At 64.0% G+C, this 15,222-nt stretch carries 12 protein-coding genes; 8 read left to right on the top strand and 4 right to left on the bottom strand.

The features are described 5' to 3' along the window. Positions 1-221: 221 nt before the first annotated feature. Positions 222-863 (bottom strand): cysteine hydrolase family protein, encoded by a 642-nt coding sequence (locus BM413_RS29060; RefSeq protein ID WP_091918334.1) that lies wholly within the window; start codon positions 861-863, stop codon positions 222-224. Positions 864-999: 136 nt separating this feature from the next. Here BM413_RS29060 and BM413_RS29055 point away from each other — a divergent pair, with 136 nt between their 5' ends. Further along, positions 1,000-1,971, top strand: coding sequence for a helix-turn-helix domain-containing protein (locus BM413_RS29055; protein ID WP_091918343.1), 972 nt, complete (start codon positions 1,000-1,002; stop codon positions 1,969-1,971). Positions 1,972-1,978: 7 nt separating this feature from the next. Here BM413_RS29055 and BM413_RS29050 read toward each other — a convergent pair whose 3' ends face one another. Both BM413_RS29050 and BM413_RS29045 read right to left on the bottom strand, forming a co-directional pair. Beyond that, positions 1,979-2,533 (bottom strand): sugar O-acetyltransferase, encoded by a 555-nt coding sequence (locus tag BM413_RS29050; protein ID WP_091918333.1) that lies wholly within the window; start codon positions 2,531-2,533, stop codon positions 1,979-1,981. A gap of 34 nt (positions 2,534-2,567) precedes the next feature. After that, positions 2,568-2,990, bottom strand: coding sequence for a MarR family winged helix-turn-helix transcriptional regulator (locus BM413_RS29045; protein ID WP_244538085.1), 423 nt, complete (start codon positions 2,988-2,990; stop codon positions 2,568-2,570). Between the two features lie 216 nt (positions 2,991-3,206). Here BM413_RS29045 and BM413_RS29040 point away from each other — a divergent pair, with 216 nt between their 5' ends. Continuing rightward, entirely contained in the window at positions 3,207-5,621 is a 2,415-nt protein-coding gene (locus BM413_RS29040) for a membrane-bound PQQ-dependent dehydrogenase, glucose/quinate/shikimate family (protein WP_091918331.1), read from the top strand. Positions 5,622-5,946: 325 nt separating this feature from the next. Then, complete coding sequence (locus BM413_RS29035; protein WP_139238688.1) at positions 5,947-7,074, top strand: SH3 domain-containing protein; 1,128 nt, start codon at positions 5,947-5,949, stop codon at positions 7,072-7,074. 55 nt (positions 7,075-7,129) lie between these two features. Here BM413_RS29035 and BM413_RS29030 read toward each other — a convergent pair whose 3' ends face one another. Next, positions 7,130-8,251, bottom strand: coding sequence for an acyl-CoA dehydrogenase family protein (locus BM413_RS29030; RefSeq protein ID WP_091918329.1), 1,122 nt, complete (start codon positions 8,249-8,251; stop codon positions 7,130-7,132). 201 nt (positions 8,252-8,452) lie between these two features. Between BM413_RS29030 and BM413_RS29025 the strand changes: the two genes are divergently transcribed. The 5 genes from BM413_RS29025 (at position 8,453) to BM413_RS29005 (ending at position 15,157) form a co-directional block, all read left to right on the top strand. Then, the gene (locus BM413_RS29025; RefSeq protein WP_091918328.1) at positions 8,453-9,145 is read left to right on the top strand and encodes a winged helix-turn-helix transcriptional regulator; all 693 of its coding nucleotides are present in this window, start codon (positions 8,453-8,455) and stop codon (positions 9,143-9,145) included. Between the two features lie 159 nt (positions 9,146-9,304). Then, a complete protein-coding gene (locus BM413_RS29020) occupies positions 9,305-10,492 on the top strand; it encodes an MFS transporter (protein ID WP_091918327.1) in 1,188 nt (395 codons plus the stop codon). Between the two features lie 222 nt (positions 10,493-10,714). Beyond that, positions 10,715-12,904: an anthranilate synthase gene (locus BM413_RS29015; RefSeq protein WP_091918326.1), complete on the top strand. Its 2,190-nt coding sequence runs from the start codon at positions 10,715-10,717 to the stop codon at positions 12,902-12,904. Between the two features lie 172 nt (positions 12,905-13,076). Continuing rightward, positions 13,077-13,985, top strand: a complete 909-nt coding sequence (locus BM413_RS29010) for a cation diffusion facilitator family transporter (RefSeq protein ID WP_091918325.1) — start codon at positions 13,077-13,079, stop codon at positions 13,983-13,985. An 83-nt stretch (positions 13,986-14,068) separates the two neighbouring features. After that, positions 14,069-15,157, top strand: a complete 1,089-nt coding sequence (locus BM413_RS29005) for an AbrB family transcriptional regulator (RefSeq protein ID WP_091918324.1) — start codon at positions 14,069-14,071, stop codon at positions 15,155-15,157. Positions 15,158-15,222 lie beyond the last annotated feature (65 nt).

Below are 15,222 nucleotides of genomic sequence, written 5' to 3'. Positions count from 1 at the left end.
GGCACTCTCCTCCAATCCGCAAAGCGGATTGGAGCAACCCCCACCCCTAACCCCTCCCCACAAGGGGGAGGGGAATTTCGCGGCCGCTATGCCGCACAAAACCGTTAATCGACGATCCTCGCACAGACGCCACCGATCCCCCTCCCCCTTGTGGGGAGGGGTTAGGGGTGGGGGTGCTTCAGACGCACACGCCTTGCCGTTCACATCAAGGCAAAGAACCCCTACGCCGCCTGCTTCGACAGCGCCCGCTGATACGACGCCGGAATATTATCCCGCTCCGGCAATGTGCCAGCCTTGAGATGACCTACCCATTCGTCGGTTTTCAGCACGGCGGCGAAACGCGACTGCAGGACGACCGTCATGACGCGGTGGATTTCCTCCGCCGAGGCATAACCGGCACTGTTGGCATACGCCAGCGACCCACTTGCATCGCTCAGGAACTCGACCGCAAAGCCCATATGCAGGGCATGGATGATGGTCGACAGGTCGCAATTATGCGTCATGTAGCCGATCACCGTGATCGTATCGATGGCATTGGCGCGCAGCCATTCCTCGAGGTCGCTGTCGGTGAAGGCGCTGGGCAGCTTCTTCTCCACATAATGATCGCGCGGCCGTTTCGCGACTTCGGGATGCAGTTCGCCGCCATGGCTTCCCGCGGCAAAGACCGGTGAGGTTTCCGGCGCCATCTGCTTGACGACAACGATCTTGACGCCGGCCTCAGTGGCCGCGTCGATGGCTTTCGCAACATTGAGCACCGTTTCCTGGAACGGCGGATACTGGATGGCGAGATTGCCGCCGCGGTCATACTCGTTCTGCACGTCGACGACGATCAGTGCGCGGCGTGGTGCGGTGGTTATGGACATGGCCTCTTCCTTTCGGTTGCGTAAGGGATGATCGACATTACCACGGCTGCCGCAGGGCAAAATTGGCCCGATTGACAATATTCGAAAGAATTGGGACAATCCATGCTTTCACGGTCAGACAAGCATGACAGCCTCCATCAACCCACCCGTCGTCGCCGCTATCGCCTTTAACGACATCAGCCCGTTCCATCTCTCGGTGCCCTGCCTGGTCTTCGGCGAGGACCAGACCGCTCTCGGCCTGCCCCGCTTCGATTTCCGCGTCTGCGCCATCGAACCCGGTCCGCTACACACCGGCGCAGGCTTGACGCTTGTCACCCCGCATGGGCTGGAAGGGCTCGACGGAGCCGATATCGTCATCGTGCCGAGCTGGAAGGATCTGAACGCCCCGGTGCCCCAGCCGTTCATCGACGCCCTGCGCGCTGCCCATGCGCGCGGCGCGCTCATTGTCGGCCTCTGCCTCGGCACTTTCGCCGTGGCGGCGGCAGGGCTTTTATCGGGCAAGCGCGCAACGACGCACTGGGCCTATGCCGACCAGCTTGCCACGCTCTATCCGGACGTCGTTGTCGACCCGGAAGTGCTCTATGTCGATAATGGCGATGTCGTCACCTCGGCGGGCGTGGCTGCCGGACTGGATTGCTGCCTGCACATCATGCGCGCGCGTTATGGCGCTGAGGCGACCCTGAGGCTTGCTCGGCGCATCGTGCTTTCGCCGCACCGCCAGGGCGGCCAGGCGCAATTCATCGAAAAGCCCGTGGCCAAGGCACCGGCCACCGATCGCTTCATGCAGGCACTGGACGACGTTCGCGCGAGCCTCGACCGAGCCCACAGCCTGGACCGCGTTGCCGACGACGCCGGCCTCACCCGCCGGACTTTCACCCGCAGGTTCCAGAAAACGGTCGGCACGAGCTTCGGCGACTGGCTGACCGACCAGCGCGTGACGCTGGCGCAGCGTCTTCTGGAATCGACGGAGAAATCCATCGACGCAATCGCTTTTGAGGCGGGTTTCGGCAGCGCCACATCCCTTCGCCAGCATTTCGCCGCGCGGCTGAAAACCTCGCCGGTCCAATATCGCCGCGAATTCTCGAAGCGCTTCGACGCAGTGGCATGACGCGGCCTCAGCCGCGCACCACCCGCGCCGGATTGCCCACCACCGTCGCGCCGGCAGGCACATCCTTCGTCACCACCGCGCCTGCGCCGACAATGGCTTCATCGCCGATCGTCACGCCGCCAAGGATGATCGCCCCGCCGCCGATCCACACGCCCTCGCCGATCGTTACCGGCCGCGCGATCTCCAGCCCGGCCCGCCGTTTCCCGGCATCCTTGTGATGCTCGGCGCAATAGATCTGCACCACCGGGCCGAGCAATGTGCCGGCGCCGATGCGCACCGGCGCGGTATCCAGAATGACCGAGCCGGCATTGATGAACGCGCCATCGCCGAGCGAAATGTTGAAGCCGTAGGGGCAATAGAACGGCGCTTCGACGCGGGCGTTTTCGCCCACCGCCGCAAACAGCTGCCGCAGCGCCGGGCCGATATTGCCGCGCTGCCTCGGCGGCAGCGAATTGTGCTCGAACACCGCCTCCTGCGCTGCGGTTCTCAGCGCATCAAGTTCGGCGTCGATGCACACATACCACTCGCCCGCCCCCATTTTCTCGCGTTCGCTGGCACCCATCGCATTCCTCATCAAGACCGTTTCCGGCCGGGGATCATGCGTCGGATTCGGCTTCGCGCGCGAGCAGTTTTTCTTCCAGCCGCGTGAGAACGCCGACCACCGCGTCGAGCTCGTCATCGCCGACATCGGCCAGAAGCTCGGCACGCAGCCGCGCAAGGATTTTCTCGATCCTGTCCACGCGCGCCCTGCCGGTCTCCGTCAGCGTCAGGATTTTCGCGCGGCGGTCGGCGCGGTCTTCGGCCCGTGTCACCAGCCCCTCGGCCAGCAGCAGGTCGACCACGCGCACCAGCGACGGTCCCTCCAGCCCGAGCTGGTCGGCAATGACGCCCTGGCGGAGATTGTCGCCGAGCCGCGACAGCGTCAGCAGAGGCATGGCAGTGGCGTGCGAAAGCCCGCAATCGTCCAGCGCCTGATCGGCCGCGCGCCGCCACAGCCTGGCCACGGCCAGTATATGCATTCCGAATTTGGCTCGGTTCGAACCTTGCTTGGACATCCCGTAAAAGATAACATACTATCTATTAGGATGCGATCAGATTCTCCCTCGCAGGCGACGCTCCGTTGCCTACCCGGAAGGTTGGCGAGGCCGGTTTCGAACCGTCGATACGATGGTCCGGGCCGATCCCAAATCAACCGCACGGTCCCGCATCCGGTTCAACTTTGCGAGTAAGGCAACATGGCAGAACAAACTTCATCCAGACCCGGCGGCTCCTGGCTGCTGGTGCTATTCGGCGTGATCCTGGTGATCATCGGCCTGCCGCTGGTTTATGGCGGCGCACAGCTCATCTTCCTTGGCGGCTCGTGGTATTACGCGCTTGCCGGCCTCGGCATCATCCTTTCCGGCGTTCTCTATGCGCTGCGCCACAAGACCGGCTTCTGGCTCTATGCCTTGATCTTCCTCGCCACCATCGTCTGGGCGTTGTGGGAGACGGGCCTTGCCTTCTGGCCGCTCGTCCCGCGCCTCGTCGCGCCGACCGTGCTCGCCATCCTGGCGCTGCTGCTTCTGCCGGTGTTTCCCTATTCGACCGGAAAGCGTGGACCGTTCTCGATTGCCGGCCTGCTCGTTCTGGCGCTGATCGCCACCGGCATCTACGCCTTCCAGCCGCATGAAGTGACACGCAACGCCTTCGCCAAGGTTGAGAAGCCTACCGTTCCTGCAGCCGCGGCGAGCGCCGGCGACTGGCGCTATTACGGCCGCACCCCGGCCGGCACGCGCTACGCGCCCTTCGACCAGATCAACACGGACAATGTCAGTGGCCTCGAGGTCGCCTGGACGTTCCGTTCCGGCGACACGCCGGCAGGCTCGGCACAGGACCAGAACACGCCGCTCTTCGTCGGCGACACGCTCTACACCTGCTCGCCCAACAACATCGTCAACGCGCTGAACCCGGATACGGGCGAAGTGAAGTGGAAGTTCGACCCGCAGGCCAAGGCGCCGCTGTGGCAGCGCTGCCGTGGCGTCAGCTACTACGAGCCGGTTGCAACCCCGGTCGAGGCCGCACCCGCCGCCCCGGCGGATGGCGCTGCTGCACAGCCCACGGCTCCGGCAGCTCCCTCAACGGCTGCATGCACCGCCCGCATCGTCATGACCACCATCGATGCGCGCCTGATCGAGCTCGACGCCAAGACCGGCGAGCCTTGCGCCGATTTCGGCACCGGCGGCACGGTCGACCTCAAGCAGGGCATGGGCGAGATCAAGCCCGGCTTCTACTTCCAGACCTCTGCCCCCACCGTCATGCGCGACCTGATCCTCATCGGCGGGTGGGTATGGGACAATGTCGAAACCGGCGAGCCTTCCGGCGCCGTCCGCGCCTTCAGCGCCAAGACCGGCGAACTGGTCTGGGCCTGGGATCTCGGCAACCCCGCCATCACCAAGCTGCCGCCGGAAGGCGAAAGCTACACGCGCGGCACGCCCAACGTCTGGTCGACGCCGGCCTATGACGACGCTCTTGGCCTCGTCTACCTGCCGACCGGCAACGCCACGCCCGACTTCTGGGGCGGTCACCGCTCGAAGGAAGCGGAGGAATATTCCTCCTCCGTCGTTGCCCTCGACATCGCCACCGGCCGCGAACGCTGGAAATTCCAGACCGTCCATCACGACATCTGGGACTATGACGTGCCTTCGCAGCCCGCACTCTACGACGTGCCGGACGGCAAGGGCGGCACCGCGCCTGCGCTGATCCAGGTCACCAAGCGCGGGCAGATTTTCATGCTCGACCGCCGCGACGGCAAGCCGATCGCCGAGGTCGAGGAAAAGCCCGTCCCGCAGGGTGCTGCTGAAGGCGACTGGACGTCGGCTACCCAGCCTTATTCCACCGGCATGCCTTCGATCGGCACCGAGCCGTTCACGGAAGCACGCATGTGGGGTGCAACGCCCTTCGACCAGCTTTACTGCCGTATCGAGTTCAAGAAGATGCGCTACGACGGCGAGTTCACGCCGCCGAGGACCGACTACAGCCTGATCTATCCAGGCTATTACGGCGGCATGAACTGGGGCAGCGCCTCGGTCGACGAAGCCAACGGCCTGCTGATCGTCAACGACATCCGCATGCCGCAGTTCATCACGCTTCTGCCGCGCGAACAGGCCGACAATTATGGCCCGTCGGCAGCCCATGACGGCCTCGGCACGCAGCTCGGAACACCCTATGGCGCGTTGAAGAACGGCTTCATGTCGCCGCTCGGCGTGCCTTGCCACCAGCCGCCCTACGGCACCATCAGCGCCATCGACCTGAAGTCGCGCCAGCTCGTCTGGCAGGTTCCGGCCGGCACGCTGCAGGACACCGGCCCGCTCGGCATGAAGACCGGCCTGCAGATCCCCATCGGCATGCCTTCGCTGGGTGGCCCGATGACGACTTCAGGCGGCCTCGTCTTCTACGCCGGCACGCAGGATTATTATCTGCGCGCCATCGACGTGACGACCGGCGAGGAACTGTGGAAGGGCCGCCTGCCGGTCGGTGCGCAGGCCACGCCGATGACCTACACCTCGCCCGAGACCGGGCGTCAGTTCGTCATCATCTCGGCCGGCGGCGCACGCCAGTCGCCGGATCGTGGCGACTACATCGTCGCCTATGCCCTGCCGAAAAAGAACTGACACGACGGGTCAAAACCCGGTTGAAAATAAAAACACCGCACGGGCAACCGTGCGGTGTTTTGCATTCCAGCGGCCTGCAACTCGCCCAAACGAGCTATTTTCCGGCAAAAAAGATGCGCCGGCTGTAGATTTTTCGCTCAAAAATCCTAATCTAGGCACAGCAGCGCCACAATCAGAGGTGATTGTGCTGACCGCGTGGCCGCGGGGGCTTACCGGACTATCCGATGCGCGATTTGGCTCGCCAGGCAGAAATCTTATCGCATGACGAGCAAGCGAAGCGTTTGGCCGTCCGGTTTTTCGCGTTTGTAATGCGTGGAGTAGCCCCTTGAAAGCCTCTCGACTCGCAGAGATCCATGGCCCGCAGGATGCGGGCACCCTTGAAGACGAACTTTGGCGGAGCCTGCCGGCTTCATCCCCTGCCCCCGCTGGCAGACAGGAGACCGGATCGTCATCGCCCTTGTGGCAGCGCCCGTTCCCGGCCCCCGCCAATGATCGCACACGGCCCTCCCCCGATGCGCAGCGCAATCCGCCTGCCCAGCCGGAACCGGCCAATCAGGACAGCGCTGCCCGCAGCACTTCCCACTACACGTCGACCGAGCCTGCGGCAGAGATGCCGGCATATGATCCCGTCGAGGACGCGTCGCACCGGCATTACGACTGGGATTGCAAGATCGCGGACGATCCGGTCGACGACACACCGAGCAGATTTGAGAAGCTGGACCGCGTCTATCAGGCTCTGGCGGCCCGCCTTGGCTGGCTAGGCAGCGTCTCGCCGCGCGCATTGGCGCTACCCGCAGCCGGCGTGGTTGTGGTCGGCGGCCTGATCGCCGGCATGACCTTGCTTTACGACCCGCTTTCGCATCCTACCGCAGAGCCGGCAGCGGCAGAGACCACCGTGGCCGCCGAAGCTCCAGCCCAGCCCGCTCCCCCGGCAGTCGTGCCGCAAAATGGAACCGCGCAGCAGGCCGCCATGGCAACACCTCCGGCGCCGGCAGCAGCCGTGCCGCAGCCACAGGCCACGGTAAACGCGCTGGAGACCGACAGCGAACGTTGGGCGCGCACGGACGCCGAACAGGCAAGCCCTTCAGCGGACCAGAACCAGCCGGCGACTGCGGCTAAGGATGCCGGACCCTCGCAACCCGAGGCCACCGCCTTCGCCGACGAGGAAAAGACCGCGGCAATCCCGGCGGACAAGCCTGCGGCCGTGCAAGCCGCAGCTGCCACAGAGACCCCGCCTGCCGCCGCTGCCAAGCCTCAACCGGCCGCCTCGATCGGCAAGGGCCGCATCACCACCGCGGTCAATATGCGCGCTGGTCCCGCCGACGAATCCAAGGTCCTGCGGACGATACCCGCCAGGGCCACCGTCGACATCATCACCTGCAAGGGCTGGTGCAAGATCGCCTACGAAGGCCAGCAAGGCTGGATCTACAAGAAGTTCCTCAACCGCAGCTAATCTTGCGGTGAGATGAATTGAAGGCGCCGGATTCCGGCGCCTTCTTCGCAAACGATCAGAACACGGTCGCGACCGGCAGTCCCAGCGCCATGGCTCCGGCATAGTGCGCCTGCGGCCCGCGCTGAAGCGGATGGAAGCGCGCGCCCTGGATATCGCGGAACCGCTGCTCCAGCCCGTTCACCCGATAGAAGCCGGCACCGCCAGCCAGTTCGAGCGCCAGTTCGACGGTCTTGATCGCATTCTCGGCGACCAGCGAACGCCCGATCATCACCTCGTTGACGCTTTCAGCCGACGGAGCGTTGCGTTCCACGATGTTCACCATCCAGCGATGGGCAAGCTGCGCTGAACGCAAGGCCGTGTCCATCTTGCCGGCAAGGTCCGTCGCATAGGCGTTTGGTTCCTTTTTCTTGGCCAGATTGATCGCGATCTCGCGCGCACTCTCCGCCACGCCCAGATAGGCCGAGTAGATCAGCGGCATCGCGATCGTGGCGATGATCTGGAACACCGGGTGCCATTCCGCCGCCTTGCGCGAGAAGGAAACGCCGGCATCGGCAACGAACAAATCGTCTATCACGACATCGTTCGAGCCGGTTCCGCGCATGCCCATCGCCCGCCAGGTCTCCACCACCTTCACCTCCGGCGCCTTCATCGGCACGCCAAAATGAAGCACCGACTTCGAGCCGTCTTCGCCCTCCAGGATCGCACCGGTCATCAGGATATCGCCGGCCTGCGCACCCGAGGTGAACACCTTGCGCGCCGATATCCTGTAGCCGCCGTCGACCTTGACCGCCTTGCCGGAGCCGGCGAGCCAGTCCGACCCGCCGCTCGAAAGCAGGATCAGCCGCTCGGTCGCAACGCGCTTGAGCAGGCCTTCGACCACCGCCACCTTCTGGTGCCGCCAGCGCCATGCCGGAATGGCCACCTGATGCGTGTGCATCGAAAAGGCCAGTGCCGTCGAGCCGCAGGAATGCGCGATCTCGCGGATCATGTCGCAAAGTGCTGCGATTTCAGCGCCGCGCCCGCCAAGCTCGGCTGGGACAGCAGCTTCGACGAGACCGGCTTCCTTCAGCAGGCGGTAGTTTTCGGCGACGAAACGGTCCTGCTCGTCAGCACCGGCCGCGCTTGCAGCAAATTTGGGAGACAGGCGCCGCACGATATCGACAATGTCCTCAACCATAGCGGGTTTCTTGTCGTCTTCTGCCAGCGCAAGATTAGAATAAGTACTCACGTTTACATCCTCCAACTTCAACACGCATGGAGGATCGCTCCGATTGGCTCTGTGATCCAGTTCACGAACTGTACTACCCATTTCTGTTATCTGTTTTCAGCGGTATTTCTGCGCTATTATATAAGAATAATCTCAAACACCGGTTTTCACATGGACCCTCACGGAGGATACGGCCAGTTCTGCCCGGTATCGATGGCGGCGGAGATATTGTGCTCGCGCTGGACCGTGCTGGTGATCCGCGAGCTTCTGGCCGGCACCACCCGTTTCAACGACCTTCGCCGCGGCGTGCCGCGCATGTCGCCCGCCCTTTTGTCCAAGCGCCTCAAGGAACTGGAGCGCGCCCATATCATCGAGACGGTTCGCGGCGCAGGCGGCGCGGTCGAATATCATCTTTCGCAGGCCGGCCGCGATCTCGAGCCGATCGTCTTCGGCATCGGCTTCTGGGGCCAGCGCTGGGTGGAATCGCAACTGTCGCTGAGAAATCTCGACCCGTCGCTGCTGATGTGGGACATGCGGCGCCACCTCAACCCCGAGCCCTTGCCGAAAAAGCGCTGTACGATTCAGTTTCTGTACCCGGAACTTACCCAAACCAAACAGAACTGGTGGCTGGTCGTCGAAAGCAACGTCGTGGACCTGTGCGGATTCGATCCCGGCTTCGAAATCGATCTCCTGGTGACGAGTTCGCTCCGCAGCATGACCTCCATCTGGATGGGCCTGTCGCGCGTGCGCCGGGAAATCGATGAGGGCCGCGTGAGCCTCGACGGCGATCCCGCGGTCGCGAAAGCGATGCAGCAATGGCTTGGCCTGAGCCCCTTCGCCAGCGGTTCCCGCGCCGTGGCTTAGAGTCCCACCTGACCTGTCCCATTCCCATTGCGAGACAATCGGCTAGAACCGATCTCATCCCTACCTGAAAATGCATTGCTGCGTTGCAGCATAAGCACTTGTTCGCCGGCCCCAATCGGACAACATCACGTTTCAATCGTTTTATGTTCCGAGCTTGCCATGCCATTGCCCATCCTTGCCCTCGCCATTGCATCCTTCTGCATCGGCACCACCGAATTCGTCATCATGGGCCTGCTGCCGGAAGTCGCCGCCGATCTCGGCGTGTCGATCCCCGCTGCCGGCCTGCTGGTCACCGGCTACGCGCTCGGCGTCGTCTTCGGCGCGCCGATCATCGCCATCGGCACGGCGCGCCTGCCGCGCAAGGCTGTATTGGTCGGGCTTGCCTCGCTATTCGTCGTCGGCAATCTGTTCTGCGCGCTCGCCCCGAACTACTGGACGCTTATGGTTGCGCGCGTCGTCACCGCCTTCGGCCATGGTGCCTTCTTCGGCATCGGCTCGGTCGTGGCCGCAAGCCTGGTGCCGAAAAAGCAGCGCGCCAGCGCCATTGCGCTGATGTTCGCCGGCCTGACGCTCGCCAACATCCTCGGCGTGCCTGCCGGCACCGCACTCGGCGAGGCTTTCGGCTGGCGCTCGACCTTCTATGCCGTGGTGGCGATCGGCATCATTTCGGTCGCAGCCATCGGCTGGCTGGTGCCGGCCGGCGTTGCGCCGCCCAGTTCGGGTGGGCTTGCCAGCGAGGTCAAGGTTCTCGGCAAGCTGCAGGTGTGGCTGGCCATGATCATCTCCGCGCTCGCCTCGGCCAGCCTGTTTTCCGTATTCACCTATATCAAGCCGATCCTCACAGACGTCTCCGGCATTTCCGTCGGCGCAGTCACCTGGGTGCTGCTGCTGTTCGGCGCGGGCATGACTGTCGGCAACATCATCGGCGGCAAGCTTGCCGACTGGAAGCTGATGCCGACCGTGCTCGGCACGCTGGTGCTGCTTGTCGCGCTCTTCCTCTTCCTGGCCGAGATCAGCAGCCTGCCCATGCTCACCATCGCCACCGTCTTCATCTGGGGCGTGCTCACCTTCGTCATCGTGCCGCCGATGCAGATGCGCGTCGTGGAAAAAGCATCCGAAGCGCCTAACCTCGCCGCTACCTTGAACCAGGGCGCCTTCAACATCGGCAATGCCGCCGGCGCCTGGATCGGTGGCGTGGCGATCTCGCTGGGCATCGCCTATCAGCACCTGCCCTTCGTCGGCGCGGCAACGACATTGCTTGCGCTCGCGGTTGCGCTCTTCTCCTTCTGGATCGACCGCCGTCCGGCCGAACTCGACTACGTCGAGCCGGTCGGCAGCACGAGCTGATCGAAACATCCCCTCGAATCCAGTTGCGCGATTTCTCATTCGCCGCTAAGGAAAAATCATGAACACGTTTTCGAACACGACGTCTTGGTGGTGGGCCTGCTGACAGCGGCCTCGTAAGCGCGTGCGCGTGAAATCTGGTGGCCGCAACGGGAAGTCCGGGCGGCCATTTGTTTTTTCAAGGGTTTTTCCGGGTCTGCCTGGCGGCGAAAATGGAGACGGGAAATGACGATCGAAACTCTTGAGGACGGTGCCGAGCGCTTCGTGACCGGCGGCGGCGTGACCATCACGCGAAGCCGCCACGACACGGCCTATGCCGGCGCCATCGAGACCTATATCGACGGCCTGAATTCGCGGCGCGGCGCGGTCTTTTCGTCCAACTACGAATATCCCGGCCGCTACACCCGCTGGGACACCGCCATCATCGACCCGCCCGTGGTGATCAGCGCCCGCAACCGCGCCATGCGCATCGAAGCGCTGAATGCGCGCGGCGAGGTGTTGCTTCCCATCATCGCGCACGCTTTGCTGGCCGAAAAGGACGTCAGCCTCACCCAGACCACGAAGCAGCGGCTGGCCCTGACCATCGCCGAGCCCGGCCGTGTCTTCACCGAGGAAGAGCGCAGCCGCGTGCCTTCGGTCTTCACCGTGCTGCGCGCCATCACGGCTTTGTTCAAGACCGACCAGGATTCCAATCTCGGCCTCTACGGCGCTTTCGGCTACGACCTCGCCTTCCAGTTCGATCCGGTCGAGCACACACTGAAGCGCGCGGAAAGCCAGCGCGATCTGGTGCTTTACCTGCCGGACGAAATCCTCGTCGTCGACCATCATCAGGCATTGGCCTGGCACGACCGCTACGACTATTCCGGCGACGGTTTTTCCACCGAAGGCCTGCCCCGCGATAACGAGGCGCTGGCTTTCAAACCGTCCGACCGCATACCGCCGCGCGGCGATCACGAGCCGGGCGAATATGCAAAAATCGTCGACAAGGCCAAGGAAAGCTTCCAGCGCGGCGACCTGTTCGAGGTCGTGCCCGGCCAGATGTTCTACGAGCGCTGCGAAACCGCGCCCTCGGAGATTTCGCGTCGCCTGAAGAAGATCAACCCGTCGCCCTATTCCTTCTTCATCAATCTGGGCGAAGGCGAATATCTCATCGGCGCTTCGCCCGAGATGTTCGTGCGGGTGAACGGCCGCCGCGTCGAGACCTGCCCGATTTCCGGCACCATCAAGCGCGGCGACGACGCCATTTCGGACTCTGAGCAGATCCTGAAGCTGCTCAATTCCAAGAAGGACGAATCCGAGCTCACCATGTGCTCGGATGTCGACCGCAACGACAAGAGCCGCGTCTGCGAGCCCGGCTCGGTGCGCGTCATCGGCCGTCGCCAGATCGAGATGTATTCGCGCCTGATCCACACCGTCGACCACATCGAGGGCCGCTTGCGCGAAGGCATGGACGCCTTCGACGCCTTCCTGTCCCACGCCTGGGCCGTCACCGTCACCGGCGCGCCGAAGCTGTGGGCGATGCGCTTCATCGAGAAGCACGAAAAGAGCCCGCGCGCCTGGTATGGCGGGGCGATCGGCATGGTCCACTTCAATGGCGATCTCAACACCGGCCTGACCTTGCGCACCATTCGCATAAAGGACGGGATCGCGGAGGTTCGCGCCGGTGCTACACTGCTGTTCGATTCCGTTCCGGAAGATGAAGAAGCCGAAACCGAACTGAAAGCATCCGCCATGCTATCCGCCATTCGCGACGCCAAGGCCGGCAATGCCGCCGCCACCGAACACCAGTCCGCCCGCGTCGGCGACGGCGTGAAGATCCTGCTCGTCGATCATGAAGACTCCTTCGTCCACACGCTGGCCAACTATTTCCGCCAGACCGGCGCCGATGTCTCCACCGTGCGCTCGCCGGTGCCGGAAGAGCTGTTCGACGAGCTGAAGCCCGATCTCGTCGTGCTTTCGCCCGGCCCCGGCACGCCGAAGGATTTCGACTGCGCCGCGACCATTAAGAAGGCGCGTGCCCGCGACCTGCCGATCTTCGGCGTGTGTCTGGGCTTGCAGGCGCTGGCCGAGGCCTATGGCGGCGAGCTTCGCCAGCTCCACATTCCCATGCACGGCAAGCCGTCGCGCATCCGCGTGTCGAAGCCCGGCGTCATCTTCTCCGGCCTGCCCAAGGAAGTCACCGTCGGCCGCTACCACTCGATCTTTGCCGATCCGGTGCGCCTGCCGGACGATTTCATCGTCACCGCCGAGACCGAGGATGGCGTCATCATGGCCTTCGAGCACAAGCGCGAGCCAGTCGCTGCCGTGCAGTTCCATCCCGAGTCGATCATGACGCTCGGCCAGAACGCCGGCATGCGCATGATCGAGAACGTGGTTGCCCATCTGCCCCGCAAGGCGAAGGAAAAGGCAGCGTGAGATTGAGGCTCGGCGCTCCCCTCCCCCTTGAGGGGAGGGTGGCCCGCAGGGCCGGGTGGGGTCGCTGCCGCAGTGCTCGACGTTCCTTTGCGCCGAGCGCTGCCGCAACGACCCCCTCTGGCGCTTCGCGCCATCTCCCCCTCAAGGGGGGAGAGTGCGCCGTGGATACAGCATGACCTCCAAGCAAAAGATCGAACGTCTCGCCTTCTGGTCGATCATCATCGCGCTCGGCGTGATGGGGCTGAAATACCTGGCCTATCGCATGACGGGTTCGGTGGCGCTGTACTCCGACGCGCTGGAATCCGTGGTCAATGTCATTGCCGCGGCCGCCGCCCTCTGGGCCATTCGCGTCAGCCACAAACCCGCCGACCAGGATCACCCGTTCGGGCATCACAAGGCCGAGTATTTCTCCGCCGTTCTCGAGGGCGTGCTCATCGTGCTTGCGGCGCTGCTCATCCTGCGCGAGGTCTGGTCCGCTTGGCAGGTGCCCGCCCCCATGGAGCAGCCATGGGAGGGTCTTGCCGTCAACGGGCTCGCCGCAGCCATCAATGCTGGCTGGGCGTTTCTGCTGATCCGCACCGGACGACGCGAGAAATCGCCGGCGCTTCTGGCGGACGGCCAGCACATCATGACCGACGTCGTCACCTCGGTCGGCGTCATTGCCGGCCTGGTCGGTGCTGTCCTCACCGGCTGGACCATCCTCGATCCCGCGCTCGCCGTCATCGTTGCGCTCAACATCCTGTGGCAGGGCTGGCATGTCATCGGCTCGTCGCTCAACGGCCTGATGGACCGTGCCGTCGACACCGAAGAGCATATGCATATCCGCGATATCATCTCCGCAAACTCGAAAGGTGCGCTCGAAGTCCACGACCTGAAGACCCGCATCGCCGGCCGCGCCGTCTTCATCGAATTCCACCTCGTCGTCGACAAGGAAATGAGCGTCGGCGAAAGCCATGTCATCTGCGACCGCATCGAGGAAGCGCTGAAGGCCCAGATCCCGTCGGTCCGCATCACCATCCATGTCGAGCCGGACGACGAAGCCAAGCTGCCGCTCGGCACCGCCGCGGTGCCATTCGCGTGAGCGAAGGAATCGCGTAAGAAGGCCCGGCCTGTTCAGGAAGGGCGTCAGAAAGAGGCTCTCGCGGCCTCGTTGAAAGAGAGCCTATGGAAGCGCCAGTCCGACCGCCAAAACCCGAGCCGCTGGCTCGCATGGCGCCGGGCATGCAATGGGGCCTCATCCTCCTCGTTTCCTTGATCTTCGCCGCCCTTCTGGAGTTCGCCGGCCTGCCCGCGGCCCTCCTGCTCGGCCCGATGTTTGCGGGCATTCTCGCCGGCACCAACGGCGCGACCGTGCGCCTGCCGCAACCGCTGTTCTTTGCCGCGCAGGCCATCATTGGCTGCCTCATCGCTGCATCGGTCGAGCTCGAGATCCTCACCTTCTTCCTCAGGGATTGGCCGCTGTTCATGGGCACCGTCATCGCGACGCTGGTGGCTTCGAGCTTTCTCGGCTGGCTGATCAGCCGCTGGAAGGTACTGCCCGGCACCACCGCCGTCTGGGGCACCGCGCCCGGCGCCTCCACCGCCATGGTGCTGATGGCCGGCGCCTTCGGAGCCGATGCGCGCCTCGTCGCCTTCATGCAATATCTGCGTGTCATCTTCGTTTCGGTCGCAGCCGCCGTCATCGCGCGGCTGTGGGTCGATACCTCAGGCGTGGTCTTGCCGGAGGTCGACTGGTTCCCCGCGATCGACTGGCAGTCCTTCCTGTCGACGCTCGGCATCGCCGTCGTCGGCGGGCTGGTCGGGCGCCTGCTGCGGCTGCCCTCGCCCTATTTTCTCGGCTCGATGTTTCTGGGCGTTGCCCTGCACCTCACCGGCTACGTCAGCTTCCAGCTGCCGGAATGGCTGCTCGCCATCAGCTATGCGGTGGTCGGCTGGACCATCGGCCTCAACTTCAACCGCACCATCCTGCGCCACGCCGCCCGGGCGCTGCCGCAGATCATATTCTCCGTGCTGGCGCTGATGGCGTTCTGCGGCGCGCTGGCCTGGATGCTCAGCCACTATCTCGGCATCGACCCGCTGACCGCCTATCTGGCGACCAGCCCCGGCGGCATGGATTCGGTGGCGATCATCGCCGCTGCCTCCAACAATGTGGACATTTCCTTCGTCATGGCACTGCAGACGGCACGCTTCATGTTCGTGCTGCTGTTCGGCCCGGCCATCGCAAGGACGGTGGCGCGGCTGGTGAAGGAATAGCGCCGTGCCGTTTTATTCTGGCGCATGATCCTGTCCGAAAAGTCTGCAACTTTTCGGGGTCATGC

This window comes from Mesorhizobium sp. YR577 (assembly GCF_900116595.1).
Classification (GTDB): domain Bacteria; phylum Pseudomonadota; class Alphaproteobacteria; order Rhizobiales; family Rhizobiaceae; genus Mesorhizobium_M.
This window is presented reverse-complemented; position numbering and strand designations above follow the sequence as displayed.